This window comes from Stappia sp. G46H5W, assembly GCF_058448995.1.
Genome location: NZ_JBZFLL010000001.1, coordinates 71,623 through 94,878, shown reverse-complemented (window position 1 = coordinate 94,878; position 23,256 = coordinate 71,623). Strand labels below are relative to the sequence as shown.

Below are 23,256 nucleotides of genomic sequence, written 5' to 3'. Positions count from 1 at the left end.
CCTTACATCGGCAGCGACAATTGCCAGGACAGGCCGAACCTGTCGATCAGCCAGCCGAAGCGCGGGCTGAAGCCGTAATTGTCCAGCGGCATGAGAACCGTGCCGCCGTCCGACAGGCGCGCAAAGGCAGTGTCGAGCGCCTCCGCATCCTCCATCTCGACGAACAGCGACATGGACGGCGTGAAGTCGAAGTCGTGCGGAATCGGGCTGTCGATGACGATCAGGTTCTGGCCGGCGAAGGAGACCTTCGCCATGCGCACCGTTCCGGGGGAGGCCGTGTCGTCGCCGTTCAGCTCCAGCAGGTCGAGGGCGAAATCGGGAAACACCGCCTGATAGGTCTCCAGCGCGGCGCGCGCCTTGCCCTGGAACATCAGGTGGGTGAATGCTCTGGTCATCTGCGGGGCCCTGTCGTTTCGAGTGTCTCGAGGCGTCAAAGCGTTACAATGCAATCCGCGACGACTGCTCGCAAGAGTGGTGCCCACCCCGCATGTCTGGCTCGTGCGGCGATTAAACCCGCCAATCGCCGCATAATATGCGGTGATTAATTGCGGTTGCGGCGAATGAGGGCTATATTCTCCGCAAAGGATGCGGAGAATGGCGACCTATATCCATCAACTCGATGCGTGGCCGAAAGTCCACTTCGACCACGCGGCGGTCTCCGGCCCGCTGGCAGCCGTGCGTCACCGGCAAGGACGGCTGGCCGGGCGCATGGATGCGCTTGGCTTCGAGCTGCGCTCCGAGGCGGTTCTGGAGACGCTGACGGCGGATGTCGTGAAGTCGAGCGAGATCGAGGGCGAGATCCTGGAGCGCAGCCAGGTTCGCTCCTCCATCGCCCGCCGGCTCGGCATGGATATCGGCGGCCTGCCGCCGGTCGACCGCAATGTCGAGGGCGTCGTCGAGATGACGCTGGATGCGGTCGGTGCGTTCGACAAGCCGCTCACGCAGGAGCGCCTGTTTGGCTGGCACGCGGCGCTGTTTCCCACGGGGCGCAGCGGCATGCTGCGCATCGCCGTCGGTCGCTGGCGCGACGAGGAGGCAGGACCCATGCAGGTGGTCTCGGGCCCCTTCGGCCGCGAGAAGGTCCACTTCGAGGCTCCGCCCGCGTCCCGTGTTGCCGGCGAGATGGCCGCTTTCCTGGAGTGGTTCGAGAGCCCGGATACGCTCGACCCGGTCTTGCGGGCCGCGCTCGCGCATCTGTGGTTCGTTACCATTCACCCCTTCGAGGACGGCAATGGCCGTATCGCGCGCGCGGTCGGCGACATGGCGCTGGCCCGTTCCGAGGGCAGCGGCCAGCGCTTCTACAGCCTCTCCTCGCAGATCCGGCAGGACCGCAAAGGCTATTACGAGATCCTCGAGCGCACCCAGAAAGGCGATCTCGACATCACGCCCTGGCTGCTGTGGTTTCTCGCCTGCCTCGACCGCGCGCTGGACGATTCTGCCCGCATTCTCGAGGACGTGCTGCGCAAGGCGGCCTTCTGGCAGGCGCTTGCCGGCGAACCGCTCGGCGAACGCCAGCGCAAGGTGCTGAACCGCCTGCTCGATGGCTTCGACGGCAAGCTCACCTCGTCGAAATGGGCGAAGCTGACCAAGACCTCCCCCGATACGGCGCTGCGCGATATCAACGATCTCGTCGCCCGCGGCATTCTCGCGCGCGATCCCGGCGGCGGGCGCTCCACAAGCTATTCGCTGGTTCTGCCGGACGCCCGTTCCGGCCGTTCGTGATCCCGCCGGCGCGGCGATTGCCGTTTTTCCTCAACCGCCTATGATCGCGCGACCCCGTTTGCAGGGTCGCTTTTGAGGAGACCTTCCATGAAACTCGTCCGTTTCGGACCTGCCGGCAGCGAGCGCCCCGGCCTTGTCGATGCGCAAGGGCGCATCCGCGATCTTTCCGCCCATGTCGACGATATTGCCGGCAAGACCCTTTCCGACGAGGGGCTGGCGCGCATTGCGGCGCTCGATCCTGCCTCGCTGCCGCTGGTGGAAGAGGGCGCGCGCATCGGTCCCTGCGTCGGCCAGGTCGGCAAGTTCGTCTGTATCGGCCTCAACTATTCCGACCATGCGGCCGAATCCGGTCTCGACGTGCCGCCCGAGCCCATCGTCTTCATGAAGGCGACCTCGGCGATCTGCGGTCCCGACGACGGTATCGAGCTGCCGCGCGGCTCGGTCGCGACCGATTGGGAGGTGGAGCTCGCCGTCGTTATCGGCCGTCACGCCAAATACGTGTCGGAGGCCGATGCGCTGTCCCATGTCGCGGGCTACTGCGTTGCCAACGACGTGTCTGAGCGCGACTTCCAGACCAAGCGTGCCGGTCAGTGGACCAAGGGCAAGTCGGCCGACACGTTCGGTCCCCTCGGCCCCTGGCTCGTCACCCGCGACGAGGTGAGCGACCCGCAGGCGCTCGGCCTATGGCTCGACCTCAACGGCAAGCGCATGCAGACCGGTTCCACCGCGACCATGATCTTCGGCGTCGCCAAGGTGATTTCCTACCTGTCGCAGATGATGAGCCTGCATCCGGGCGACGTGATCTCCACCGGCACGCCGCCGGGCGTCGGCATGGGCATCAAGCCGGCTCCGGTCTATCTGAAGCCGGGCGACCGGCTGGCGCTCGGCATCGATGGCCTGGGCACCCAGAACCAGCTGGTGCGCGCCGCCGACTGACGCGGGCAGGGGCGGGGAGCCTCGACCTGAAACGAAAAACGCCGGCGCGGAGGGATCCGCGCCGGCGTTCGTTTTCAAGCGTGTTTCGGCGTTGCCGCGTTACGCGGGCTGGAACGAGCGGACACGGCCGCGCTCGCCGCTGTGATCGCGCGGCTTGGCGCCCTGCGGGCGGCTGTTGCGCTGCTGCTGGCCAGCCGGCTTGTCCTTGCGTGCGCCGCCATTGCCATTGCCGTTGGCACTGCCGCGGAAGCCGCGAGCCTCGCCGCGACCTTCATCGCGTGCGCCGCCTTCGCCGCGCGGGCGGAAGGGCTTGCGCTGCTGCTGCTGGCCACGGCCGCCGCCGCCACGCGCCTGCTTGCGCGGGGCCGGGCCGTCGTCCTCGCGCTCGACCAGCACCTTGCCGATCAGCTTCTCGATGTCGCGCAGGAACGGACGCTCCTCGCGGTCGCAGAAGGAAACGGCGATGCCGCTCTTGCCGGCGCGCGCGGTGCGGCCGATGCGGTGCACATAGGCTTCCGGAACGTTCGGCAGCTCGTAGTTGACGACATGCGACACGCCATCGACGTCGATGCCGCGTGCGGCGATGTCGGTCGCCACCAGCACCGGGGTGCGGCCGGAGCGGAAGTTGTCGAGCGCCTTCTGGCGCTGGCTCTGGCTCTTGTTGCCGTGGATCGCGGCGGCCGACAGGCCGGCCTGCTCCAGCTGCTTGGTCACCTTGTCGGCGCCGTGCTTGGTGCGCGTGAAGACGATGGCGCGATCCATGTCCTCGCTGCGCAGCACGTCGACCAGCGCCTGGCGCTTGGCGTCGCGCTCGATCAGCAGCACCTTCTGCTCGATGCGGTCGATCGGCTTGGAGGCCGGAGCCACCGCGATTTCCTGCGGGTTGTTCAGGAAGTCCTCGGCCAGCGCGCGGATCGGCTTCGGCATGGTCGCCGACAGCAGAACCGTCTGGCGGTCACGCGGCAGGCTCGCCAGGATCTGGCGGATCGCCGGCAGGAAGCCGAGGTCGAGCATGTGGTCGGCCTCGTCCAGAACCACGGTGGTGGTCTTGTCGAGACGGATGGCACCGCCCTGCATGTGGTCGATCAAGCGGCCCGGCGTTGCGACAAGAATGTCGACGCCGCGCGCCATGTTGCGCACCTGCGGGAAGGGACGGACGCCGCCGACCACGACGGTGGCCGAATGGCGCACCTTCTGGCCATAGGCGCGGATGCTGTCTGCGATCTGGGCGGCGAGCTCGCGCGTCGGGGCGAGGATCAGCGCGCCGCAGGTCTTCGGCTCGGGCCGACTGTTCTGCGCGACGATGCGGTTGAGCAGCGGCAGCACGAAGGATGCGGTCTTGCCGGTGCCGGTCTGGGCGAGGCCCAGTACGTCGGCGCCCGACATGATCGCGGGAATGCCCTGCGCCTGAATCGGCGTCGGGGAGGTATAGCCCTCGGCCTCAAGGGCCTTGAGGATCGGCTCGGCGAGGCCGAGGTCGTTGAACGTGGTCAAGCGGACTCCTTGCTCGCGCCGGCACGCCATCATGGGCGAGCGGTCGCGGTCCGTGTCTGTCATGAAGGGAGCTTGCGCAGATCAGCTGCCTTGGGGGCGCGCCGGCACCGAAAACGGACCATGTTGTCCGCCGCTCGGGTAGCAGCGCTTCGTATCGGCAACGATCGGGAGGAAGGTTGCGTCTGGGCGCCGGTCACGAAAGGCTCGTGTCTCCACGCGGACGCCGTTGCGCCGCATAGACCACGTTTGATGTTGCGATGCAACGAAAATCGCTCCCGCGGCACCGTTCGAGAATTTGGAACAAAAATTCCATATGCAGTTTTTGCACGGCTGTGCAAGGCCCCGCTCCCGCATGGCTTCATGGCTGGACGGGGTGGCGTGGGGCGTGTTTGGGTCCGATTGGATCGCTTTGCGCAGCGGTGAAATCGGACGCGGTGCGTGCCCCGTGGTCTGCCCCTGATACCAGATGATCGGCTGTAGCTTGATTCTCTACGGGATTGATAACAGGCGAAAACCCGCCAATCCTAGCGGCATCTCTTGCGTTTTTCGTCGCGCCCGCCGTCGCGGTCCCCGGTCTCGTTTTCCACCACGGGCGGGCGATAAAGCGGTTGCAGTCGACCATAATGGAATTTATGTTCCGTTTTGAGGGGCGAATGGGCCCCTTTGCGGTTCCGGCAGGGCGGGGAGAGGTTGTCATGAGTTCGCAGCAAGGCCGGGACGCGCGGCCGCTCGATGTCATCACCATCGGCCGCGCTTCGGTCGATCTCTACGGCTCCCAGGTCGGCGGCCGGCTGGAGGACATGCGCGGCTTCGCCAAGTATATCGGCGGCTCGCCCACCAACATGGCGGCCGGCACCGCGCGGCTCGGTCTGCGCTCCGCCCTCATCACCCGTGTCGGCGACGAGCACATGGGCCGTTTCATCCGCGAGGAACTGGTGCGCGAGGGCGTCGACGTGCGCGGCGTCAGGACCGATCCGGAGCGGCTGACCGCGCTGGTGCTTCTGGGCATTCGCGACCGCGAGCAGTTTCCGCTGATTTTCTACCGCGAGAATTGCGCCGACATGGCGCTGGACGAGGGCGACATCGACCCGGACTTCATCGCGGAAGCCGGTTGCATCACCGTCACCGGCACTCACCTGTCCAACCCGCGCACCGAGGCGGCGGTGCTGAAGGCCTTGCGCCTTGCCCGAGAAAACGGCGCCCGTACCGCGCTCGACATCGACTACCGGCCCAATCTCTGGGGCCTTGCCGGACACGATGCCGGCGAAAGCCGCTTCATCGAATCCAGCGCGGTGACAGCCAAGCTGCAGTCGCATCTGCACCTCTTCGACCTGATCGTCGGCACGGAAGAGGAGTTCCACATCGCCGGCGGCACCACCGATACGCTGGCGGCTCTGCGCGCCGTGCGGGCTGTCTCCGCCGCAACGCTCGTGTGCAAGCGCGGGCCGATGGGCGCGGTCGCCTTCGAGGCCGAGATCCCCGCCGTTCTAGACCAGGGCATCTCCGGCCCGGGCTTTCCCATCGAGGTGTTCAACGTGCTGGGCGCGGGCGACGGCTTCATGTCCGGCCTCTTGCGCGGCTGGCTGCGCGACGAGGGCTGGGAGCGCGCGCTGACCTATGCCAATGCCTGCGGCGCGCTGGCCGTCTCGCGGCACGGCTGCACCCCGTCCTATCCGAGCTGGGAGGAACTGTGCTTCTTCCTGGAGCGCGGCGTGCGCGTGCCGGCGCTGCGCAAGGACGCGGAGCTGGAGCAGATCCACTGGTCGACGACCCGCAAGGGCAACTGGCCGGAAATGCGGGTCTTTGCCTTCGATCACCGCAAGCAGCTGGAGGATCTGGCCGCCGAGCTCGGCGCCGACCCCACTCGCATTCCCGCCTTCAAGAAGCTCTGCCTTGCCGCCGCCTGCCGGGTGCAGGCGGGGCGGCCCGGCTACGGCATCCTCAGCGACGGGCGGCTCGGCGAGGAGGCGCTGTTCGCCGCCGCCGGCACCGGCCTTTGGATCGGCCGCCCGGTGGAGCTGCCCGGATCCCGGCCGCTGGAGCTGGAAATCGGCCCGGACTTTGGCTCCGGCCTCGCCGAGTGGCCCGCCGGCCATGTGGTCAAGGTCCTGTGCTTCTGTCATCCGGACGACGACGAGACGATGCGAGCGGCGCAGGAGGCGACGGTACTGCGGCTCGCGCGCGCTGCGCGCGCCAACGGGCTCGAGCTGCTGCTGGAGGTCATTCCGTCCAAGGTCGGGCCGGTCGGCGACGATACCACGGCGACGCTGATCCGCCGGTTCTACGAGATCGGCGTCTATCCCGACTGGTGGAAGTTGGAGCCCTCCGTCTCCGCCGCCGCCTGGGCGCAGACCTGCGCCGCGATTTCCGAGAACGATCCGCATGTTCGTGGCATCGTCGTGCTCGGTCTCGACGCACCCGTCGAGGATCTGGAAGCCAGTTTCGCGGAAGCTGCCCGCTTCCCGCTGGTCAAGGGCTTTGCCGTCGGGCGCACCATCTTCTTCGAGGCGGCGCGGAGCTGGCTCAGCGGCAGGCTTGACGACGAGGGCGCGATCGCGCTCATGGCGTCGAAATACGAAACGCTTTGCGCGGCCTGGGACCGGGCGAGGGCGGCAGACGGGAGAGCGGCATGACGACGACCATCCGGCTCACGGCGGCACAGGCCGTCACGCGGTATCTCTGCCGGCAGATGAACGAGGACGGCGTTCCCTTCATCTCCGGCGTCTGGGCGATCTTCGGCCACGGCAATGTCGCAGGCCTCGGCGAAGCGCTCTACGGCGTTCGCGATGAGCTGCCGACCTGGCGCGGCCACAACGAGCAGGGCATGGCCCATGCCGCCGTTGCCTATGCCAAGCAACTCGGCCGCCGCCGGGCGATGGCCGTCACCACGTCCATTGGTCCTGGCGCCACCAACATGCTGACCGCCGCGGCCATGGCCCATGTCAACCGGCTACCGGTGCTGCTGCTGCCCGGCGACGTCTTCGCGGGGCGCGCGCCCGATCCGGTGCTGCAGCAGCTGGAGGACTTCGGCGACGGCACGGTCAGCGTCAACGACTGCTTCCGTCCGGTTTCGCGTTATTTCGACCGCATCACCCGGCCCGAGCAGTTGCTGACCGCGCTGCCGCGCGCCTTCCGCGTGATGACCGACCCGGCCGAATGCGGCCCGGTCACGCTCGCTTTCTGCCAGGACGTGCAGACCGAGGCCTTCGACTGGCCGGAGAGTTTCTTCGAGCCGAAGGTCTGGCGCATGCGCCGGCCCCAGCCGGATCCGGCCGAGCTGGAGGAGGTCGCGCGCCTGCTCGCCTCGGCCGAGCGCCCGGTCATCGTCGCCGGCGGCGGCATCCATTATTCCTTTGCCCATCAGGCGCTTGCGCGTTTTGCCGAAACGTACGGCATTCCGGTCGTCGAGACGCAGGCCGGCAAATCGGCGCTTGCCTGGGACCATCCGCTCAACCTCGGCTCGATCGGCGTAACCGGCTCCTCGGCCGCCAATGCGGTCGCCGCCGAGGCCGACGTGGTGCTTGGCGTCGGCACGCGTTTCCAGGACTTCACCACCGGCTCCTGGTCGCTGTTCGCCCGGCCGGGCCGAAAGCTCGTCAGCCTCAACGTGACGCCTTATGATGCGGCCAAGCACGGCGCCGTGCCGCTTTGCGCCGATGCGCGCGACGGGCTGGAGGCTTTGGGCCGGGCACTCGGCGACACGCGGTTCACGCCGCTGGCGGATGATCTCAAGCGCGAGTGGATCGCCGCTGTGGACGCCGCGACAGCGCCGCCGCCCGACGGCAACGCACTGCCGAGCGATGCCCAGGTGATCGGCGCCGTCCAGCGCAATGTCGATGAAAACGCCGTGGTTTTCTGCGCCGCCGGCGGCCTGCCGGGCGAGCTGCACAAGCTCTGGAAGGCTGCCCGGCCGATGGGCTACCACATGGAATACGGCTTCTCCTGCATGGGCTACGAGATCGCCGGCGGGCTCGGCGCCAAGATGGCGCAGCCCGAGCGCGAGGTCGTCGTCATGGTCGGCGACGGCTCCTACATGATGATGAATTCCGAGCTTGCGACCTCCGTGATGCTGGGCTGCAAGCTCATCGTCGTGCTGCTCGACAATCGCGGGTTCGGCTGCATCAATCGCCTGCAGAGGGCGACCGGCGGCGAGAGCTTCAACAACCTGCTCGACACGGCCCGTCATGTGGTGCCGAGCGACATCGACTTCGCCGCGCATGCTGCCTCGATGGGCGCGATCTCGGAGAAGGTCGACGACATCGCCGGCCTCGAGGCCGCGCTGGTGAGGGCGAGGGCGTCGGAGCGCAGCCACGTCGTCGTCATCGACACCGATCCGCTGGCGACGACCGAGGCCGGCGGTCACTGGTGGGACGTTGCGGTGCCGGAGGTCTCGACCCGCGACGAGGTCCGCTCCGCCCGCGCGTCCTACGAGAAGGCCGTGAAAAAACAGAACCTTGTCGACTAGTCTTCACCCCGCTTCGACTCCTTGAAGGCGCAACAGATGATCCTCTACGGCACCAACCCGATTGCCTGGTCCAACGACGACGACCAGAGCCTCGGCGCTCACATTCCGCTTCAAACCTGTCTGTCGCAGGCTGCCGAGATCGGCTTCGACGGCATCGAGAACGGCCACAAGTTTCCGACCGATCCGGCCGAGCTGGCGCAAACGCTGGCGCCGCACGGCCTGAAATTCGTCTCGGCCTGGTACTCGCTGCATCTGCTGACGCGCTCGGCCGACACCGAGATCGAGGCGATCGGCGAGCATCTGGCGCGGCTGAAGGCGATGGGCTCGCCGGTGCTGATCGCCTGCGAGACCTCCAACGCTATCCACGGCAATGACGGGGTTGCGGTCAACGAGCGACCACGCCTCGACCGGGACCGGTTCGCCGCCTTTTGCGCCGATCTGGAGAAGGTCGCGGCGCATTGCGCGGCCGAGGGCGTGCCGCTCGTCTACCACCATCACATGGGCACCATCATTGAAAGCGAAGAGGAAATCGACGCGCTGATGGAGCTGACCGGTCCGGCGACGCGGTTGCTGCTCGACACGGGCCACGCTTACTTCGGCGGTGGCGATCCGGCGCGGCTCGCCGAAAAGCACATGGGCCGCGTTTCACATATCCACGCCAAGAACGTGCGTCCGGATGTGATGGCTGAGGTTCGCGAAGAGGGGCTGAGCTTCCTGGAAGGCGTGCGCCGGGGCGTCTTCACCGTGCCGGGCGATCCGGAGGGCGGGGTCGATTTCGCGCCGGTGCTGAAGACCGCCGCGAAGCACGACTATTCGGGCTGGCTGGTCATCGAGGCGGAGCAGGACCCGGAGGTCCGCGATCCGGTGACCTACCAGTCGATGGGTCTCAAGGCGCTGAAAACGCTGGCGCGCGAGACCGGCCTCGACCGGGGATAAGGTGGGCCGCAAGGCCTCGATACACACGAGACGGGAGAGGGACGCCATGGCCGATCTGCTGGTGAAACCAAAGGGCAAGCACGGCAAGGTGCACGATATCACGCCGCAGAGCGCCGGCTGGTCCTATGTCGGTTTCACGCTCTACCGGCTGGCGCCGGGCGAGAGCGCGAGCGAGGCGACGGGCGACCGCGAAGCGATCCTGGTGCTGGTCGAGGGGCGGGCCGAGCTCAGCGCCGGCGGGATCTCCTTCGGCGAGCGGGGCGAGCGCATGAGCGTCTTCGAGCGCAAGCCGCCGCATTGCCTTTACGTGCCGAACGGTTCGTCCTGGGAAGCAAAGGCGACGACCGAGCTGACGCTGGCCGTTTGCACCGCGCCGGGTAGCGGCGGGCACGAAGCCGGGATGATCGAAAACATCGGTTTCGAGGAGCGCGGCAAGTGCACCAATACCCGCTACATCCATCCCATCGCGATGGAGGACAAGGACGTCGCCGACAGCCTGCTGGTGACGGAGGTTTTCACGCCGCAGGGCCATTGGTCGTCCTATCCGCCGCATCGGCACGACGAGGACAACTACCCCGACATGACCTACCTGGAGGAGACGTACTATCACCGTCTCGATCCGGCGACGGGCTTCGGCATCCAGCGCGTCTTCACCGAGGACGGCAGCCTCGACGAGACGATGGCGGTGTCGGACGGCGACGTTGTGCTGGTGCCGAAGGGGCACCATCCGTGCGGCGCGCCCTACGGCTACCAGATGTACTATCTGAACGTGATGGCCGGCCCCTTGCGCAAGTGGCGCTTCAAGAACCATCCCGATCACGACTGGATCGCGCAGCGCGACGCGAAGGCGTGACGGCACGGCCGAAATGCGAAATGGCGGTGCCCGCTATCCCCGGTTAACCGAGATCGGAGATTGCAGGAAGCCGCCATTTTGTCCCCGTTTGCACAATGCTAGCTTGCAGCCATTGACGTTCTGGTTGCGGGTAATTTCATGTTGGAGAATTTTTACACCCCCAAGGGGCGCATGGGGCGGATCGACTGGTGGATCTGCTCCACCTTCGTCACCGTCATCGCCTTCGGTTTTCTCGCGTTCGTATCGGGATACGCCAAACGCTACGGGCCGATGACTCTCGACGTGTCGATCATCATTGTCGCCGCTGCCTTGATGATCTCATGGGCCAGTTTCTGCATCTCCTCACGCCGGCTGCACGACATCGGACGCAGCGCCTGGTGGTATCTGCTGATCTTTATCCCCCTGATCGGCAGCGCGATCCTCTTGCTGCTATGGGCGTTCTATCCCGGAACGCCGGGCACCAACCGCTTCGGGCCGCGACGCTCCGGGGGCGAGGCCTATGCAGGCTCGGCGACAGGATCCGGGCTGACGGCCGACGAGATCGACGACCTGATCCGCCGGCATGCCAATGGCCGGGGCGGCCAGGGCGGCAGCCGGACCGCGATGGCGGCGAGCGGTCTGCCGCCGCAGGGCCAGCCCGTCGTGGTGGAAAAGCGCCGCGTGCCGCCGGGCGGCGGACATCCGCGTCCGACCTTCGGCCGCCGGGGGCTTGCCTGACCGGCGCAGAGGCCTGAATTCCTTGAGAAAAGACGCCCGGACGAGATCTCGCTCGCCCGGGCGTTTTCATGTCTGTTTCGCCGCGTGCAAATTTCGAGACGGATTTTGCGAAATTCCGTCGCAAACAGCGCGAAATTCGAGAATCCGGTCTCAAACTCGCGAAAGCCGACCTCCGGGCGAGGTCACGGGGCGAAAAGTGCTCCCTTGAGCGGGTTATCCCCGCTCAGGTCCCAGGCGGTAAAGTGGTGGCCGCTCACCCGCCGATGAGCAGGGCGGCACCGGCGAGGGCCGTCAGGCCGCCGAGCACGCGGGTCAAGGCGTGGCCGCGCGAGGACGCGAGCTTGCCGAGGCCATAGCCGAGCGCGATGCCGGCGGCATGCAGCAGGGCGGTCGCGAGGGCGAAGCCGGCGCCGTAGGCAAGCTGCGTTGCCGCGCCGATCTCGCCGCCATGGGCGTGGCCGTGGAACAGGGCGAAGGCGGCGACGACGGCGGCCGATCCGGCGAGCGGCAGCCGGACGGCCAGCGCCACGAGCAGGCCGAGCGCCACAACCGAGGCGAGGATCGCCGGCTCGACGAAGGGCAGGGAGACGCCGGCAAGTGCCAGGGCGAAGCCGAGCAGCATGGTGCCGACGAAGGTGGCCGGCACCAGGGCGACCGTGCGGCCGCCGATCTGCCAGGCCCACAGGCCGACGGCGATCATCGCCAGGATGTGGTCGGCGCCGAACAGCGGATGGCTGAAACCGGCGGCGAACGAGCCGTGCTCGCCGGGATTGAGATGCGCAAGGGCGGGCGTCGCCGTGGCGGCAAGGGTTGCGGCCAGCGAGCCGGCCAGGAAAGCGGTGCGGGCGAACCCGGCGGATGTGAACCTCGTCATGCAGTCGATCCTTTTCTCAAGTCGATCAGGACGCCCCGGAATGGGTCGCGTCATTGCTTCAGGTCCTGGACGTTTTCTCACCTCAGGCTGTTTTGTCAGTTTGCCTGTTCCAAGGCGTGAGGGGCCTGACCCCCGAAAGAAGACCGGCCGCACGAGGCGGCCGGAAAGAGATGCCGTCAGGCGGCAGCGTGGTAGAGGCGCTGCTGGAAGACGAGGCCGGTGCGGGCCTTGTCGAACAGCTTGGCGCCGGCGAGCACGGCCAGATCGACCAGCGGCTCGACGATGATCACCGTCAGGTAGGCGAGGCCGAAGCTGCCGACATTGGCGAGGTTCTCGGCGCCGAGACCGCCGCCATAGAGCGCCCAGAAGCCGACCCAGGCGACGATGCCGCCCTGGTAGCTGGTCGAAAGGGCCAGCGCCTGCTTGTAGCTGACATCCTTGTAGGCGGTCTTAGCCGGAATGATGCGGCTTGCCAGCAGGCTCATGGCGAAGAGCGGCACGATCAGCGTCGTAAGGTTCATGCCGTATTGCGGCAGGTCGGCCGGGGCGAAGAAAACGCCCTGCACCAGCAGGCCGAGCGCAAGGCCGATGCCGGCCGGACCGGCACCGAGCATCAGATAGAGCGTCGAGCCGAGAATGACGTGAACCTCGGACACGCCGACCGGCTTGGTCGGAAGCACTTCGAAGAAGCAGAAGACCAGCGCGGTCGCGATCACCGAGCGGACCACCAGGGCGGCAAAGCCCCCGTCGCGGCGTATAGTGTCGATCGCCATCTTGCCGATCAGGCCGACAGACGCGGCGGCGGTCGCAACGCTGAGTAGAATCTTGGCGCCGTCGACGACGCCGGGTTCGATATGCATATCAGCCTCCTTGGCGCACCCACCGTGCGCGGAGCTATGGGAAAGGCGCAAGAAATGCTTGCGCCGCGGCTGATGGCAGGTCTCCTGGCTCGCGGTTCATTGCGCCTGTCCGCCTTCCCGGCCGAAGGGCCAGTGGCATTGGGACAGCGCTCGCCGCTCACAGTTGCGGGGGCAGCCACGGATTCGGTCCCTGTTGGGTACGCCTCGCCGTGTTCCCTTTTCACCCGCGTTCGGCTTTGCCTCACGGGTACCATCACCTTGCAATGCTAGAGGGCGGGGAGTTGGTGTGACAAGATCAATTTTCGTCCGATCCTGTTCGAAACACGGCGTTTCGTGCCGGGAAATGAGGCAGAGGCCGTGCCCCATTGGCGCTCTGGGCAGGCGTGAGGTGGGAGGCGCCGCCATCCCCACGGCTGTCATGCCTGCGAAGGCAGGCATCCAGTATCCGCTGGGGCGTGTGGGTTTGCGAAAGCGGATGCCCCGCGACGAAGGGCGCTCGCGGTGCCGTCACGACTCGAACCGTGCGGCCTGGGGTTACTGGATCCCGGTCTTCGGCTTCGCCGAAACCGGGATGACAGGCTGAGCGTGGGGTGCGCTGGCGTGTTTCGCCGCCGCTCTGGGAACGAATGGGCCCCGGATCTCGCGATGCTCGTCCGGGGTGACGGCGGAGGGTGGGGCAAAGCCGGAGGAGGGACGGCAAAGGGCGGCAGTTGAGGTGATGCGAGGCGGCGCCTCCTACTCGGCTGTCATCCCGGGCAAGGCGCAGCCGCGACCCGGGACCCATTGGCACCCTCGGCAGGCGTGAGGTGGGAGGCGCCGCCATCCCCACGGCTGTCATGCCTGCGAAGGCAGGCATCCAGTATCCGCCGGGGGCGTGTGGGTTTGCGAAAGCGGATGCCCTCGACGAAGGGCGCTCGCGGCGACGTCACGGCTCGAACCGTGCGGCCTGGGGTTACTGGATCCCGGTCTTCGGCTTCGCCGAAACCGGGATGACAGGCTCAGTGTGGGGTGGGCGCTGGCGTGTTTCGCTGCCGCTCTGGGAACGAATGGGCCCCGGATCTCGCGATGCTCGTCCGGGGTGACGGCAGAGGGTATGCGGGGCGTCGGACATGCAGGACGCAGCGGCGACCGACAGGCAAAAAAAAGGGCGCGGCCCGTCAAGGCCGCGCCCTTTCCCCCTTAGGGCCGAAACCCTATGCCCCGAGAAGCGAGGCGCGAGTGCGTCAGCGCTCCTCGGTCTGCAGACCCTTGAAGATCGCCACGCACATCAGGAGCAGGACGATCGTGAAGGGAAGACCGGTCGAGATGACCATCGCCTGAAGCGAGCCGAGCCCGCCGCCGATCAGCAGCACGATGGCCACCAGTCCCTCGAAGGTGCACCAGAACACGCGCTGGGGCACCGGCGCGTCGACCTTGCCGCCGGCGGTGATCGTGTCGATCACCAGCGAGCCCGAGTCGGACGAGGTGACGAAGAACACGATGACCAGCACGATGGCGATGGTCGAGGTGATGGCCGAGAGCGGCAGGCCCTCGAGCATGGCGAAGAGCGACAGTTCCGGGCTGTAGCTGTCGATCACGTTGGCCTTGACCGCGCTGGTCGCCGGGTCCGAGAGAACCTGGTCGATGGCAACGCCGCCGAACACGGCCATCCACAGCACGCAGACCAGCGAGGGGATCAGCAGCACGCAGGTGATGAACTCGCGCACCGTGCGACCGCGGCTGACCCGGGCGATGAACATGCCGACGAACGGCGACCACGAGATCCACCACGCCCAGTAGAAGGCCGTCCAGCCCTGGCGATAGTCGTCGTCGGTGCGCCCGATCGGGTTCGACAGGCCCACCAGGTCGGCACCATAGGCGCCGAGACCGGTGACGAAATCGCCGAGGATCGCGACCGTCGGGCCGGCGAACAGCACGAACAGCAGCAGTACGGCGGCGATCACCATGTTGATCTCCGACAACACCTTGACGCCGCCGTCGAGCCCGCGCAGCACCGAGACCAGGGCGATGGAGGTGATGCCGATGATCAGGATCACCTGTACGGTGATCGTGTTCGGAATGCCGTAGATGTGCTCAAGGCCGGCATTGGCCTGCTGGGCGCCGAGGCCGAGCGAGGTGGCAAGGCCGAACAGCGTCGCGAACACGGCCAGCGTGTCGATAACATGGCCGGTCCAGCCCCACACGCGCTCGCCGAAGATCGGGTAGAACGCCGAGCGGATCGACAGCGGCAGGCCCTTGTTGAAGCTGAACAGCGCCAGCGCCAGCGCCACCACGGCATAGATCGCCCAGGGGTGCAGGCCCCAGTGGTAGATGGTCGCCGCAAGGCCCATCTCCTTGGCCGCCTCGACGTTCTCCGGGATGATCGAGCCGTCGGCCGCAAACGGCGAGGGCACGCCGAGGGGCGACGAGATGGCCATGTGATAGACCGGCTCGAGCACGCCGAAGAACATAAGGCCGATGCCCATGCCGGCAGCGAACAGCATCGCGAACCAGCCGGCATAGCTGTAGTCCGGGCTCGCCTCCTTGCCGCCGAGGCGGACGCTGCCCCACGGGCTGACGATCAGGAACAGGCAGAACACCACGAAGACATTGGCCGCGCTCATGAAGAACCAGTCGAAGGTGCTGGTCAGGGCAGGCCGCAGCCAGCCGAAGAACGAGGCCGCCTGCTCGGGCGCCACCAGCGCGTAGACCACGAAGGCAACGATCGACAGGCTGGAAATAAGGAAGACCGGGTTGTGGATGTCGAAACCGAAGGGACCGAGCTGCCCCTCCAGGTTGTGCTGACCGATCTCGAAGTCGGTCTCGATGATGTCGGACGCACCTTCCGGCTCGGGAATGCCGGTGGTGCTTGTCTGGTCGCTCATCTTGTATCCCTGTTGTTACGACAATGCTGGCCCGCGGTGGAACCGCTTGCCGGACGTGTCTGCTTTATTGCGGGCCTGTCGGCCCGGTCGGATTTTATTTGCGAGTGACCGCACCAGGAGGTGCCAGAAGCGGCGTCATCCGGTTTCCCGGCGACATCGCGCGATGGCCAGTCTCGCACCCGCACAAGCAAGATGCCCCGGCGTGCCATGGTCCGCGGGAGGAAGCGGACGGCAGCCGGCGTGCGGGCTTCGTTACGACCGCCCGGAGGGCCCGGGCGAACGAGAAGGGGGGCGGAAGATCCGGACCCGTCCGAACCTCGACCATGCCCCCGAAAGGCAGAACCGGGCATGCAGCGCATCCCCGGTCGACGGGATGCAATGTGGCATATTTGCGGCATAATCGCAAATCGATATGTATATCAATGGCTTGATCTGGTAATTTGGATTCGCTGGTCATGCCCGCCGGGCCGCCGCACTTGACTTGGCAGGCCTGCCATCGTCAGGAAGAACAGGTAGGGGCCGCGCGGGTGCGGCCGCGAAACAGGATGCCGCGCCGCGTGCAGACGCTCGACACTTCTTCTTCCGATCTTCGCGACAGGCTCGCTTCCCCTCGCAGCGGGGATCCGCTCGCCGGGCGCGATATCGCGCTGGTGATCTTCGACTGCGACGGCGTGCTGGTCGACAGCGAGCCGATCAGCGAGCGGGTGCTGCTGGCCGCGCTCAAGGAGGCGGGCGTTGCGGTCGACCATGCCTACTTCAAGGCGCATTTCCTCGGCCGCAGCTTTCCGCGCGTTGCCCAGAGCATTCGCGACGACTTCCGCATCGCCTTGCCCGAGACCTTCGAGAGCGACTACCGCGAGCGGCTGCTTGTCGCCTTCGAGGCGGAGCTGAAGCCGGTCGCCGGCGTGTTCGACGTGCTGGACCGGCTGGCGGTGAGGGCCTGCGTCGCCACCAGCAGCAGCCCGCCGCGGGTGCGCCGCTCGCTGCAGCTTGCCGGGCTCGACAGCTATTTCGGCGAGGCCGTGTTCACCGCCTCGCAGGTGGCGCGCGGCAAGCCGGCACCGGATCTCTTCCTGCATGCGGCGGCCGAGTGCGGCATCGCGCCCGAGCGCTGCCTCGTCATCGAGGATAGCCTGCCGGGCCTGGAAGCGGCGCGCGCGGCACAGATGGCGGTGTGGCACTTCATCGGCGGCAGCCACCTGGACGCAGGCGACGCGGCGCCCGGCGAACCGCCGCTGCCGGTCTTCGACCGGTGGGCCGCGTTTTTCGAGATGGCGCCGCAACTGGCGCGGGATACGGGCGGCCGCACGGCCGGGCAGGGGAGCTGAGGCGATGGCGGGCAAGGGCGATGCGGATGTGAGCCGCCTCGACGAGGCGGCCCGGGCCGGCTGGCTCTACTATGTCGCCGGCAACACCCAGGACGAGATCGCGCGCAAGCTGGGCGTGTCGCGCCAGTCGGCGCAGCGCCTCGTCTCGCTGGCCGTGACCGAACGGCTGATCAAGGTGCGGCTCGACCACCCGATCGCCCGCTGCATGGAGCTGGGCCGCAATCTGGCGGACCGCTTCGGCCTGCGCTCCTGCGAGGTGGTACCGAGCGACCCGGCGACCCCGGCCTCCATCGTCGGCATCGCCCAGGCGGCGGCCGGCGAGATGGAGCGGCACCTGAAGTCGAACGAACCGAAGATCATCGCCTTCGGCACGGGGCGCGCGCTGCGTGCCTCGGTCGACCAGCTGCCGACCATGGACTGCCCGCAGCACAAGATCGTTTCGCTGCTCGGCAACATGATGTCCGACGGATCGGCCTCGGCCTACAACGTCATCATCCGCATGGCCGACCGGGTGAACGCCCGCCACTATCCCATGCCGCTGCCGGTCTTCGCCCGCTCCAAGCGCGAGCGCACGCTGCTGCACAATCAGGAGCCGGTGCACAACATCCTGGCGCTGGCCAAGGACGCGGACGTGACCTTCGTCGGCGTCGGCAACATGGGCGAGACCGCGCCGCTCTTCGTCGACGGTTTCATCAGCCGCGACGAGATGTCGGCGCTGACCGCGGCCGGCGCCATCGGCGAGATCACCAGCTGGGTCTACGACCGCAATGGCGAGCTGATCGAGGGCCTGACCAACGATCTCGTCGCCAGTGCCCCGCTCGGCAAGGCGCGCGACAAGCCGGTGATCGGCATCGCCGCCGGCGAGGGCAAGGTGGACGCGATCCTCGGCGCGCTGCGCGGGGAATTGCTGAACGGCTTGATCACCAACGAGCTGACCGCCGACCGTCTGCTGGCGCGCTGAGACGCCGCTGCCGGGCGGGTGTTTCCGCCGCCGCGCACCCCCATATCCCGCACTCTCCACCGATCCCTTCGGCATCTGCCTGACCACGCGCGCGCCAGCGGTTGCATCGCGTGAAGGCCTTCCCTCTTGCGTCTTGCCGCTACGGGAGTCTTTCTCAAGTCATTGTCAAATTGATATTTTTTGCGGTGCAGCGACGAATGTTGGCGGGCGGCATGCCGCGCCAGCTTGACGGCTCCTGCCTGTTTTGTGAGTATTTGCCCGCAATCATAGCAAATGCCCATTCGGCATCTGGGAGGACTTCATGACCACATTCATCCGCGCCCTTCTGGGCGCGACGGCCATCTCGCTTGCCGTGTCCCCGGCGCTGGCCGAGAAGCTGACCATCGCCACCGTCAACAACGGCGACATGATCCGGATGCAGAAGCTGACGGACGATTTCGCTGCCAAGAACCCCGACATCGAGCTGGAGTGGGTGACGCTGGAAGAGAACGTGCTGCGCCAGCGCGTGACCACCGACATCGCCACCAAGGGCGGCCAGTACGACGTGATGACCATCGGCACCTACGAGGCGCCGATCTGGGCGAATCAGGGCTGGCTGGTCGCGCTCGACGACCTTGGCGCCGAGTACGATGTCGACGACCTGCTGCCGGCGATCCGCGGTGGCCTGACCGTCGACGGCAAGCTCTACGCCGCCCCGTTCTACGGCGAGAGCTCCATGGTGATGTACCGCAAGGACCTGATGGAGAAGGCCGGCCTGACCATGCCGGACGCCCCGACCTGGGACTTCATCAAGGAAGCCGCCGCGGCGATGACCGACAAGGAGGGCGAGGTCTACGGCATCTGTCTGCGCGGCAAGGCTGGCTGGGGCGAGAACATGGCCTTCCTTAGCGCCATGGCCAACTCCTACGGCGCGCGCTGGTTCGACATGGACTGGAAGCCGCAGTTCGACAGCGAGGCCTGGAAGGCGACGCTGACCGACTATCTCGACCTGATGAACAACTACGGTCCTCCGGGCGCGTCCAGCAACGGCTTCAACGAGAACCTGGCGCTGTTCCAGACCGGCAAGTGCGGCATGTGGATCGACGCCACCGTCGCCGCGTCCTTCGTGACCAACCCGAACGACAGCCAGGTCGCCGAGCATGTCGGCTTCGCGCTGGCTCCCGACAAGGGCCTGGGCAAGCGCGGCAACTGGCTGTGGGCCTGGAACCTGGCGATCCCGGCCGGCTCGCAGAAGACCGAGGCGGCCAAGAAGTTCATCGCCTGGGCGACCTCCAAGGAATACCTGGAGCTGGTCGCCTCGAAGGAAGGCTGGGCCAACGTGCCCCCGGGCACGCGTACCTCGCTCTACGAGAACGAGAAGTACCTGGAGGCCGCGCCCTTCGCCAAGATGACGCTGGAGAGCATCAACGCCGCCGACCCGCAGAAGCCGACGGTCGACGAGGTGCCGTATGTCGGCGTGCAGTTCGTGGCGATCCCCGAATTCCAGGGCATCGGCACGGCCGTCGGCCAGCAGTTCTCCGCCGCCCTTGCCGGTACGGTCTCGGCCGAGCAGGCGCTGCAGAACGCCCAGCAGACGACCGAGCGCACCATGCGCCGCGCCGGCTACATCAAGTAAGCCGCGCCAAGGACGAGGGCCGGCCCGCGCTTCATGCGGGTCGGTCCGCCCTTCCCAAGGACCAACTGACCCGGGGCTGAACCGATGGCAACCGCCCATTCGCGTGCCGCCGCGCGCGTGATGATCTCGCCGGCCGTGATCCTGCTGCTCGGCTGGATGATCGTCCCGCTCTCGATGACGGTCTACTTCTCCTTCCTCAGCTACAATCTCCTGATGCCGGGGATGGAGGAGTTCATCGGCTTCGGCAATTACGAGTTCTTCCTGACCGATCCCGCCTTCGTGGAGGCGCTGACGAACACCTTGCTGCTGGTCGGCGGGGTGCTGGCGATCACCATCGTCGGCGGCGTCGGCCTTGCCCTGCTGCTCGACCAGCCGATGTGGGGGCAGGGGATCGTCCGCGTTCTGGTGATCGCGCCGTTCTTCGTCATGCCGACCGTCTCGGCGCTGGTGTGGAAGAACATGTTCATGAACCCGGTCAACGGGCTGTTCGCCCACATGGCCAAGGCGCTCGGACTGCCGCCCTTCGACTTTCTCGCCCATGCCCCGCTGATGTCGATCATCGTGATCGTCGCCTGGCAGTGGCTGCCCTTCGCGACCCTGATCCTGCTGACTGCGCTGCAGTCGCTCGACAAGGAGCAGCTCGAGGCGGCGGAGATGGACGGGGCGAGCGCGTTCGACCGCTTCCGCTTCATCGTGCTGCCGCACATGTCGCGGGCGATCACCGTGGTGATCCTGATCCAGACCATCTTCCTGCTGTCGGTCTTCGCCGAGATCCTGGTGACCACCAATGGCGGGCCGGGCTACGCCTCGACCAACATCACCTATCTCGTCTACGCCCAGTCGCTGCTGCAGTTCGACGTGGGCGGCGGCTCCGCCGGCGGCATCGTTGCCGTGATCCTCGCCAACATCGTCGCGATCTTCCTGATGCGGATGATCGGCAAGAACCTGGAGGCCTGACCATGGCGCGTCGAGCCACCGGAACCCGCAAGATCGTCGTCACGCTGGCTGCCTGGGCCGTGGGGCTGGCGATCTTCTTCCCGATCCTCTGGACGATCCTGACCAGCTTCAAGACGGAAGCGGAGGCGATTGCCTCGCCCCCCTCGTTCCTCGCCTTCGAGTGGACGCTGGAGAACTATGTCGAGGTCAACTCGCGCTCCGACTACTTCCTGCATTTCATGAACTCGGTGATCATCTCGCTCGGCTCGACGCTGCTCGGCCTGCTGATCGCCATTCCGGCGGCCTGGTCGATGGCCTTCGTTCCGGCCAAGCGCACCAAGGACATCCTGATGTGGATGCTCTCCACCAAGATGCTGCCGCCGGTCGGCGTGCTGGTGCCGATCTACCTGATGTTCCGCGACTTCGGCCTGCTCGACACGCGTATCGGCCTGATCGTGGTGCTGACCCTGATCAACCTGCCGATCATCGTCTGGATGCTGTTCACCTACTTCAAGGAGATTCCCGGCGAGATCCTGGAGGCCGCGCGCATGGACGGGGCCTCGCTCTGGGACGAGGTGGTGCACGTGCTGGCGCCGATGGCGGTGCCGGGCATCGCCTCGACGCTGCTGCTCAACATCATCCTGGCGTGGAACGAGGCCTTCTGGACGCTGAACCTGACGGCGGCCAAGGCGGCGCCGCTGACCGCCTTCATCGCCAGCTATTCGAGCCCGGAAGGGCTGTTCTACGCCAAGCTTTCCGCCGCCTCGACGCTCGCCATCGCCCCGATCCTGATTCTCGGCTGGTTCAGCCAGAAGCAGCTGGTGCGCGGCCTCACCTTCGGCGCAGTCAAGTAAGGACCCGAACGATGGGCAGGATTACCCTTTCCAAGGTGACCAAGACCTTCGGCGACGTGGAGGTGATCCCGCCGCTGGACCTGCAGATCGAGGACGGCGAGTTCGTCGTCTTCGTCGGCCCGTCCGGCTGCGGCAAGTCGACCCTTCTGCGGCTGATCGCAGGGCTCGAGGACGTCACCTCCGGCGAGATCGAGATCGACGGCACGCCCGCCACCGACCTGCCGCCGGCGCGCCGCGGCCTCGCGATGGTGTTCCAGTCCTACGCGCTCTATCCGCATATGAGCGTGCGCAAGAACATCGCCTTCCCGCTGAAGATGGCCAAGATGGATGCGGCCGAGCAGGAGCGGCGGGTGCTGGCGGCGGCCAAGACGCTGAACCTCACCGACTATCTGGATCGGCGGCCGGCGCAGCTCTCCGGCGGCCAGCGCCAGCGCGTCGCCATCGGCCGCGCCATCGTGCGCGAGCCGGAGGCCTTCCTGTTCGACGAGCCGCTGTCCAACCTCGATGCGGCCTTGCGCGTCAACATGCGGCTGGAAATCTCCGAGCTGCACCAGTCGCTGAAGACGACGATGATCTACGTGACCCACGACCAGGTCGAGGCCATGACCATGGCCGACAAGATCGTGGTGCTGCGGGCCGGGCATATCGAGCAGGTCGGCTCGCCGCTGGAGCTCTACCGCAGCCCGGCAAACCTCTTCGTCGCCGGCTTCATCGGATCGCCGAAGATGAACTTCATCACCGGCGAGGAGGCGGCGAAGCACGGCGCCCACACCATCGGCATCCGGCCCGAGCATCTGGCGATCGCGCAGGAGGGCGGCAGCTGGCGCGGCCGCGTCGGCGTTGCCGAGCATCTGGGCTCCGACACGTTCCTGCATGTGCATGTGGACGGGCAGGACCCGCTGACGGTGCGCGTGCCGGGCGAGGCGGGCTACCGCCACGGCGATACCGTCTCGCTGACGCCGAACCTGGAGCACCTGCATCGTTTCGACGACAAGGGGCTGGCCCTGCGATGAGACGGCTGGAAGGACGCAGTGCCCTGATCACCGGGGCGGCGCGCGGCATCGGCCGCGCCTTCGCGGAAAGCTATGCCCGCGAGGGCGCAAGGGTCGCCATCGCGGACATCAATCTGGACGGCGCGCAGCAGGCGGCCGAGGCCATCGGCAACGGCGCCATCGCCGTGCAGCTCGACGTCACCGACCAGGCCTCCATCGAGCGCGCGGTGAGCCGGGCGGACGCGGAGCTCGGCGGCATCGACATCCTGGTCAACAATGCCGCGCTGTTCGACATGGCGCCCATCGTCGAGATCACCCGCGAGAGCTTCGACCGGCTGTTCTCGGTGAATGTGGCCGGGTGCCTGTTCACCATGCAGGCGGTGGCGCGGGCGATGATCGCGCGCGGGCGCGGCGGCAAGATCATCAACATGGCGAGCCAGGCCGGCCGGCGCGGCGAGCCGCTGGTCGCCGTCTACTGCGCCACCAAGGCGGCGGTGATCAGCCTGACCCAGTCGGCGGGACTCGACCTCATCCGCCACGGCATCAACGTCAATGCCATCGCCCCCGGCGTCGTCGACGGCGAGCACTGGGACGGGGTGGACGCGCTTTTCGCGAAATACGAGGGCAGGGCGCCGGGCGAGAAGAAGCGCCTCGTCGGGGCGGCCGTGCCCTTCGGGCGGATGGGAACGGCGGAGGACCTGGCCGGCATGGCGATCTTCCTCGCCGGGCCGGAGAGCGACTACGTCGTGGCCCAGACCTACAACGTCGACGGCGGCAACTGGATGAGCTGAGCCGGACCTGCCGAGACGACGAACTATCCGCGAAAGAACTTCGCCGCGCGCCCTCCCG

Annotated in this window: 19 protein-coding genes and 1 riboswitch; of the genes, 14 read left to right on the top strand and 5 right to left on the bottom strand. The window is 67.0% G+C overall.

All coding sequences use genetic code 11. The annotated features are described in order from the left end of the window. Nucleotides 1-2: 2 nt before the first annotated feature. Nucleotides 3-395, bottom strand: coding sequence for a VOC family protein (locus tag ACVJ6E_RS00415; protein ID WP_120268207.1), 393 nt, complete (start codon nt 393-395; stop codon nt 3-5). A gap of 199 nt (nt 396-594) precedes the next feature. Between ACVJ6E_RS00415 and ACVJ6E_RS00410 the strand changes: the two genes are divergently transcribed. Together ACVJ6E_RS00410 and ACVJ6E_RS00405 are read left to right on the top strand one after the other, a co-directional pair. After that, nucleotides 595-1,722, top strand: a complete 1,128-nt coding sequence (locus ACVJ6E_RS00410; protein ID WP_120268206.1) for a Fic family protein — start codon at nt 595-597, stop codon at nt 1,720-1,722. 87 nt (nt 1,723-1,809) lie between these two features. After that, complete coding sequence (locus ACVJ6E_RS00405; protein WP_120268205.1) at nt 1,810-2,658, top strand: fumarylacetoacetate hydrolase family protein; 849 nt, start codon at nt 1,810-1,812, stop codon at nt 2,656-2,658. Nucleotides 2,659-2,757: 99 nt separating this feature from the next. On the opposite strand, the gene ACVJ6E_RS00400 is transcribed toward ACVJ6E_RS00405, so the two are convergent. After that, complete coding sequence (locus ACVJ6E_RS00400; RefSeq protein WP_120268204.1) at nt 2,758-4,152, bottom strand: DEAD/DEAH box helicase; 1,395 nt, start codon at nt 4,150-4,152, stop codon at nt 2,758-2,760. A gap of 695 nt (nt 4,153-4,847) precedes the next feature. Between ACVJ6E_RS00400 and ACVJ6E_RS00395 the strand changes: the two genes are divergently transcribed. The 5 genes from ACVJ6E_RS00395 to ACVJ6E_RS00375 all read left to right on the top strand — a co-directional run bounded on the left by ACVJ6E_RS00395 (nt 4,848) and on the right by ACVJ6E_RS00375 (nt 11,123). Beyond that, on the top strand, nt 4,848-6,785 hold the full coding sequence (locus ACVJ6E_RS00395; RefSeq protein WP_120268203.1) for a bifunctional 5-dehydro-2-deoxygluconokinase/5-dehydro-2-deoxyphosphogluconate aldolase: 1,938 nt from the start codon (nt 4,848-4,850) through the stop codon (nt 6,783-6,785). Continuing rightward, nucleotides 6,782-8,617 carry a 3D-(3,5/4)-trihydroxycyclohexane-1,2-dione acylhydrolase (decyclizing) gene (gene iolD / locus ACVJ6E_RS00390; RefSeq protein ID WP_120268202.1) on the top strand — a complete coding sequence of 612 codons (1,836 nt, stop codon included), beginning with the start codon at nt 6,782-6,784 and terminating at the stop codon, nt 8,615-8,617. The genes ACVJ6E_RS00395 and iolD overlap by 4 nt, the downstream gene beginning before the upstream one ends. Nucleotides 8,618-8,653: 36 nt before the next feature. Continuing rightward, entirely contained in the window at nt 8,654-9,553 is a 900-nt protein-coding gene (gene iolE / locus ACVJ6E_RS00385; protein WP_120268201.1) for a myo-inosose-2 dehydratase, read from the top strand. Nucleotides 9,554-9,599: 46 nt separating this feature from the next. After that, nucleotides 9,600-10,406 carry a 5-deoxy-glucuronate isomerase gene (gene iolB, locus ACVJ6E_RS00380; protein ID WP_120268200.1) on the top strand — a complete coding sequence of 269 codons (807 nt, stop codon included), beginning with the start codon at nt 9,600-9,602 and terminating at the stop codon, nt 10,404-10,406. A 138-nt stretch (nt 10,407-10,544) separates the two neighbouring features. After that, a complete protein-coding gene (locus ACVJ6E_RS00375) occupies nt 10,545-11,123 on the top strand; it encodes a DUF805 domain-containing protein (RefSeq protein ID WP_120268199.1) in 579 nt (192 codons plus the stop codon). 253 nt (nt 11,124-11,376) lie between these two features. Here ACVJ6E_RS00375 and ACVJ6E_RS00370 read toward each other — a convergent pair whose 3' ends face one another. From ACVJ6E_RS00370 to ACVJ6E_RS00360, 3 genes are all read right to left on the bottom strand, one after another. Next, nucleotides 11,377-11,997 carry a HupE/UreJ family protein gene (locus tag ACVJ6E_RS00370; RefSeq protein ID WP_120268198.1) on the bottom strand — a complete coding sequence of 207 codons (621 nt, stop codon included), beginning with the start codon at nt 11,995-11,997 and terminating at the stop codon, nt 11,377-11,379. Nucleotides 11,998-12,173: 176 nt separating this feature from the next. After that, complete coding sequence (locus ACVJ6E_RS00365; protein ID WP_120268197.1) at nt 12,174-12,857, bottom strand: energy-coupling factor ABC transporter permease; 684 nt, start codon at nt 12,855-12,857, stop codon at nt 12,174-12,176. Between the two features lie 57 nt (nt 12,858-12,914). Then, nucleotides 12,915-13,126, bottom strand: a riboswitch (cobalamin riboswitch). A gap of 954 nt (nt 13,127-14,080) precedes the next feature. After that, nucleotides 14,081-15,721: a BCCT family transporter gene (locus tag ACVJ6E_RS00360; protein ID WP_120268196.1), complete on the bottom strand. Its 1,641-nt coding sequence runs from the start codon at nt 15,719-15,721 to the stop codon at nt 14,081-14,083. Nucleotides 15,722-16,278: 557 nt separating this feature from the next. Between ACVJ6E_RS00360 and ACVJ6E_RS00355 the strand changes: the two genes are divergently transcribed. The 7 genes from ACVJ6E_RS00355 to ACVJ6E_RS00325 all read left to right on the top strand — a co-directional run bounded on the left by ACVJ6E_RS00355 (nt 16,279) and on the right by ACVJ6E_RS00325 (nt 23,198). After that, the gene (locus ACVJ6E_RS00355; protein WP_208996653.1) at nt 16,279-17,049 is read left to right on the top strand and encodes an HAD family hydrolase; all 771 of its coding nucleotides are present in this window, start codon (nt 16,279-16,281) and stop codon (nt 17,047-17,049) included. Between the two features lie 4 nt (nt 17,050-17,053). Beyond that, the gene (locus tag ACVJ6E_RS00350) at nt 17,054-18,010 is read left to right on the top strand and encodes a sugar-binding transcriptional regulator (RefSeq protein WP_120268194.1); all 957 of its coding nucleotides are present in this window, start codon (nt 17,054-17,056) and stop codon (nt 18,008-18,010) included. Nucleotides 18,011-18,311: 301 nt separating this feature from the next. Beyond that, the gene (locus tag ACVJ6E_RS00345; protein ID WP_120268193.1) at nt 18,312-19,625 is read left to right on the top strand and encodes an ABC transporter substrate-binding protein; all 1,314 of its coding nucleotides are present in this window, start codon (nt 18,312-18,314) and stop codon (nt 19,623-19,625) included. 84 nt (nt 19,626-19,709) lie between these two features. Continuing rightward, nucleotides 19,710-20,582: a carbohydrate ABC transporter permease gene (locus ACVJ6E_RS00340; protein ID WP_120268192.1), complete on the top strand. Its 873-nt coding sequence runs from the start codon at nt 19,710-19,712 to the stop codon at nt 20,580-20,582. A 2-nt stretch (nt 20,583-20,584) separates the two neighbouring features. Beyond that, a complete protein-coding gene (locus ACVJ6E_RS00335; RefSeq protein WP_120268191.1) occupies nt 20,585-21,415 on the top strand; it encodes a carbohydrate ABC transporter permease in 831 nt (276 codons plus the stop codon). Nucleotides 21,416-21,426: 11 nt separating this feature from the next. Next, nucleotides 21,427-22,428, top strand: coding sequence for an ABC transporter ATP-binding protein (locus ACVJ6E_RS00330; protein WP_120268190.1), 1,002 nt, complete (start codon nt 21,427-21,429; stop codon nt 22,426-22,428). After that, complete coding sequence (locus tag ACVJ6E_RS00325) at nt 22,425-23,198, top strand: L-iditol 2-dehydrogenase (RefSeq protein WP_120268189.1); 774 nt, start codon at nt 22,425-22,427, stop codon at nt 23,196-23,198. The genes ACVJ6E_RS00330 and ACVJ6E_RS00325 overlap by 4 nt, the downstream gene beginning before the upstream one ends. The last annotated feature ends 58 nt before the right edge of the window (nt 23,199-23,256 follow it).

What these genes read in the sequence shown, in the direction of transcription:
- ACVJ6E_RS00375 (WP_120268199.1), top strand. Translation starts at nt 10,545, where the DNA reads ATGTTGGAGAATTTTTACACCCCCAAGGGGCGCATGGGGCGGATCGAC.
- ACVJ6E_RS00415 (WP_120268207.1), bottom strand. Translation starts at nt 395, where the DNA reads ATGACCAGAGCATTCACCCACCTGATGTTCCAGGGCAAGGCGCGCGCC.
- ACVJ6E_RS00410 (WP_120268206.1), top strand. Translation starts at nt 595, where the DNA reads ATGGCGACCTATATCCATCAACTCGATGCGTGGCCGAAAGTCCACTTC.
- ACVJ6E_RS00350 (WP_120268194.1), top strand. Translation starts at nt 17,054, where the DNA reads ATGGCGGGCAAGGGCGATGCGGATGTGAGCCGCCTCGACGAGGCGGCC.
- iolB (WP_120268200.1), top strand. Translation starts at nt 9,600, where the DNA reads ATGGCCGATCTGCTGGTGAAACCAAAGGGCAAGCACGGCAAGGTGCAC.
- ACVJ6E_RS00325 (WP_120268189.1), top strand. Translation starts at nt 22,425, where the DNA reads ATGAGACGGCTGGAAGGACGCAGTGCCCTGATCACCGGGGCGGCGCGC.
- ACVJ6E_RS00330 (WP_120268190.1), top strand. Translation starts at nt 21,427, where the DNA reads ATGGGCAGGATTACCCTTTCCAAGGTGACCAAGACCTTCGGCGACGTG.
- iolD (WP_120268202.1), top strand. Translation starts at nt 6,782, where the DNA reads ATGACGACGACCATCCGGCTCACGGCGGCACAGGCCGTCACGCGGTAT.
- iolE (WP_120268201.1), top strand. Translation starts at nt 8,654, where the DNA reads ATGATCCTCTACGGCACCAACCCGATTGCCTGGTCCAACGACGACGAC.
- ACVJ6E_RS00370 (WP_120268198.1), bottom strand. Translation starts at nt 11,997, where the DNA reads ATGACGAGGTTCACATCCGCCGGGTTCGCCCGCACCGCTTTCCTGGCC.
- ACVJ6E_RS00365 (WP_120268197.1), bottom strand. Translation starts at nt 12,857, where the DNA reads ATGCATATCGAACCCGGCGTCGTCGACGGCGCCAAGATTCTACTCAGC.
- ACVJ6E_RS00395 (WP_120268203.1), top strand. Translation starts at nt 4,848, where the DNA reads ATGAGTTCGCAGCAAGGCCGGGACGCGCGGCCGCTCGATGTCATCACC.
- ACVJ6E_RS00345 (WP_120268193.1), top strand. Translation starts at nt 18,312, where the DNA reads ATGACCACATTCATCCGCGCCCTTCTGGGCGCGACGGCCATCTCGCTT.
- ACVJ6E_RS00360 (WP_120268196.1), bottom strand. Translation starts at nt 15,721, where the DNA reads ATGAGCGACCAGACAAGCACCACCGGCATTCCCGAGCCGGAAGGTGCG.
- ACVJ6E_RS00335 (WP_120268191.1), top strand. Translation starts at nt 20,585, where the DNA reads ATGGCGCGTCGAGCCACCGGAACCCGCAAGATCGTCGTCACGCTGGCT.
- ACVJ6E_RS00340 (WP_120268192.1), top strand. Translation starts at nt 19,710, where the DNA reads ATGGCAACCGCCCATTCGCGTGCCGCCGCGCGCGTGATGATCTCGCCG.
- ACVJ6E_RS00405 (WP_120268205.1), top strand. Translation starts at nt 1,810, where the DNA reads ATGAAACTCGTCCGTTTCGGACCTGCCGGCAGCGAGCGCCCCGGCCTT.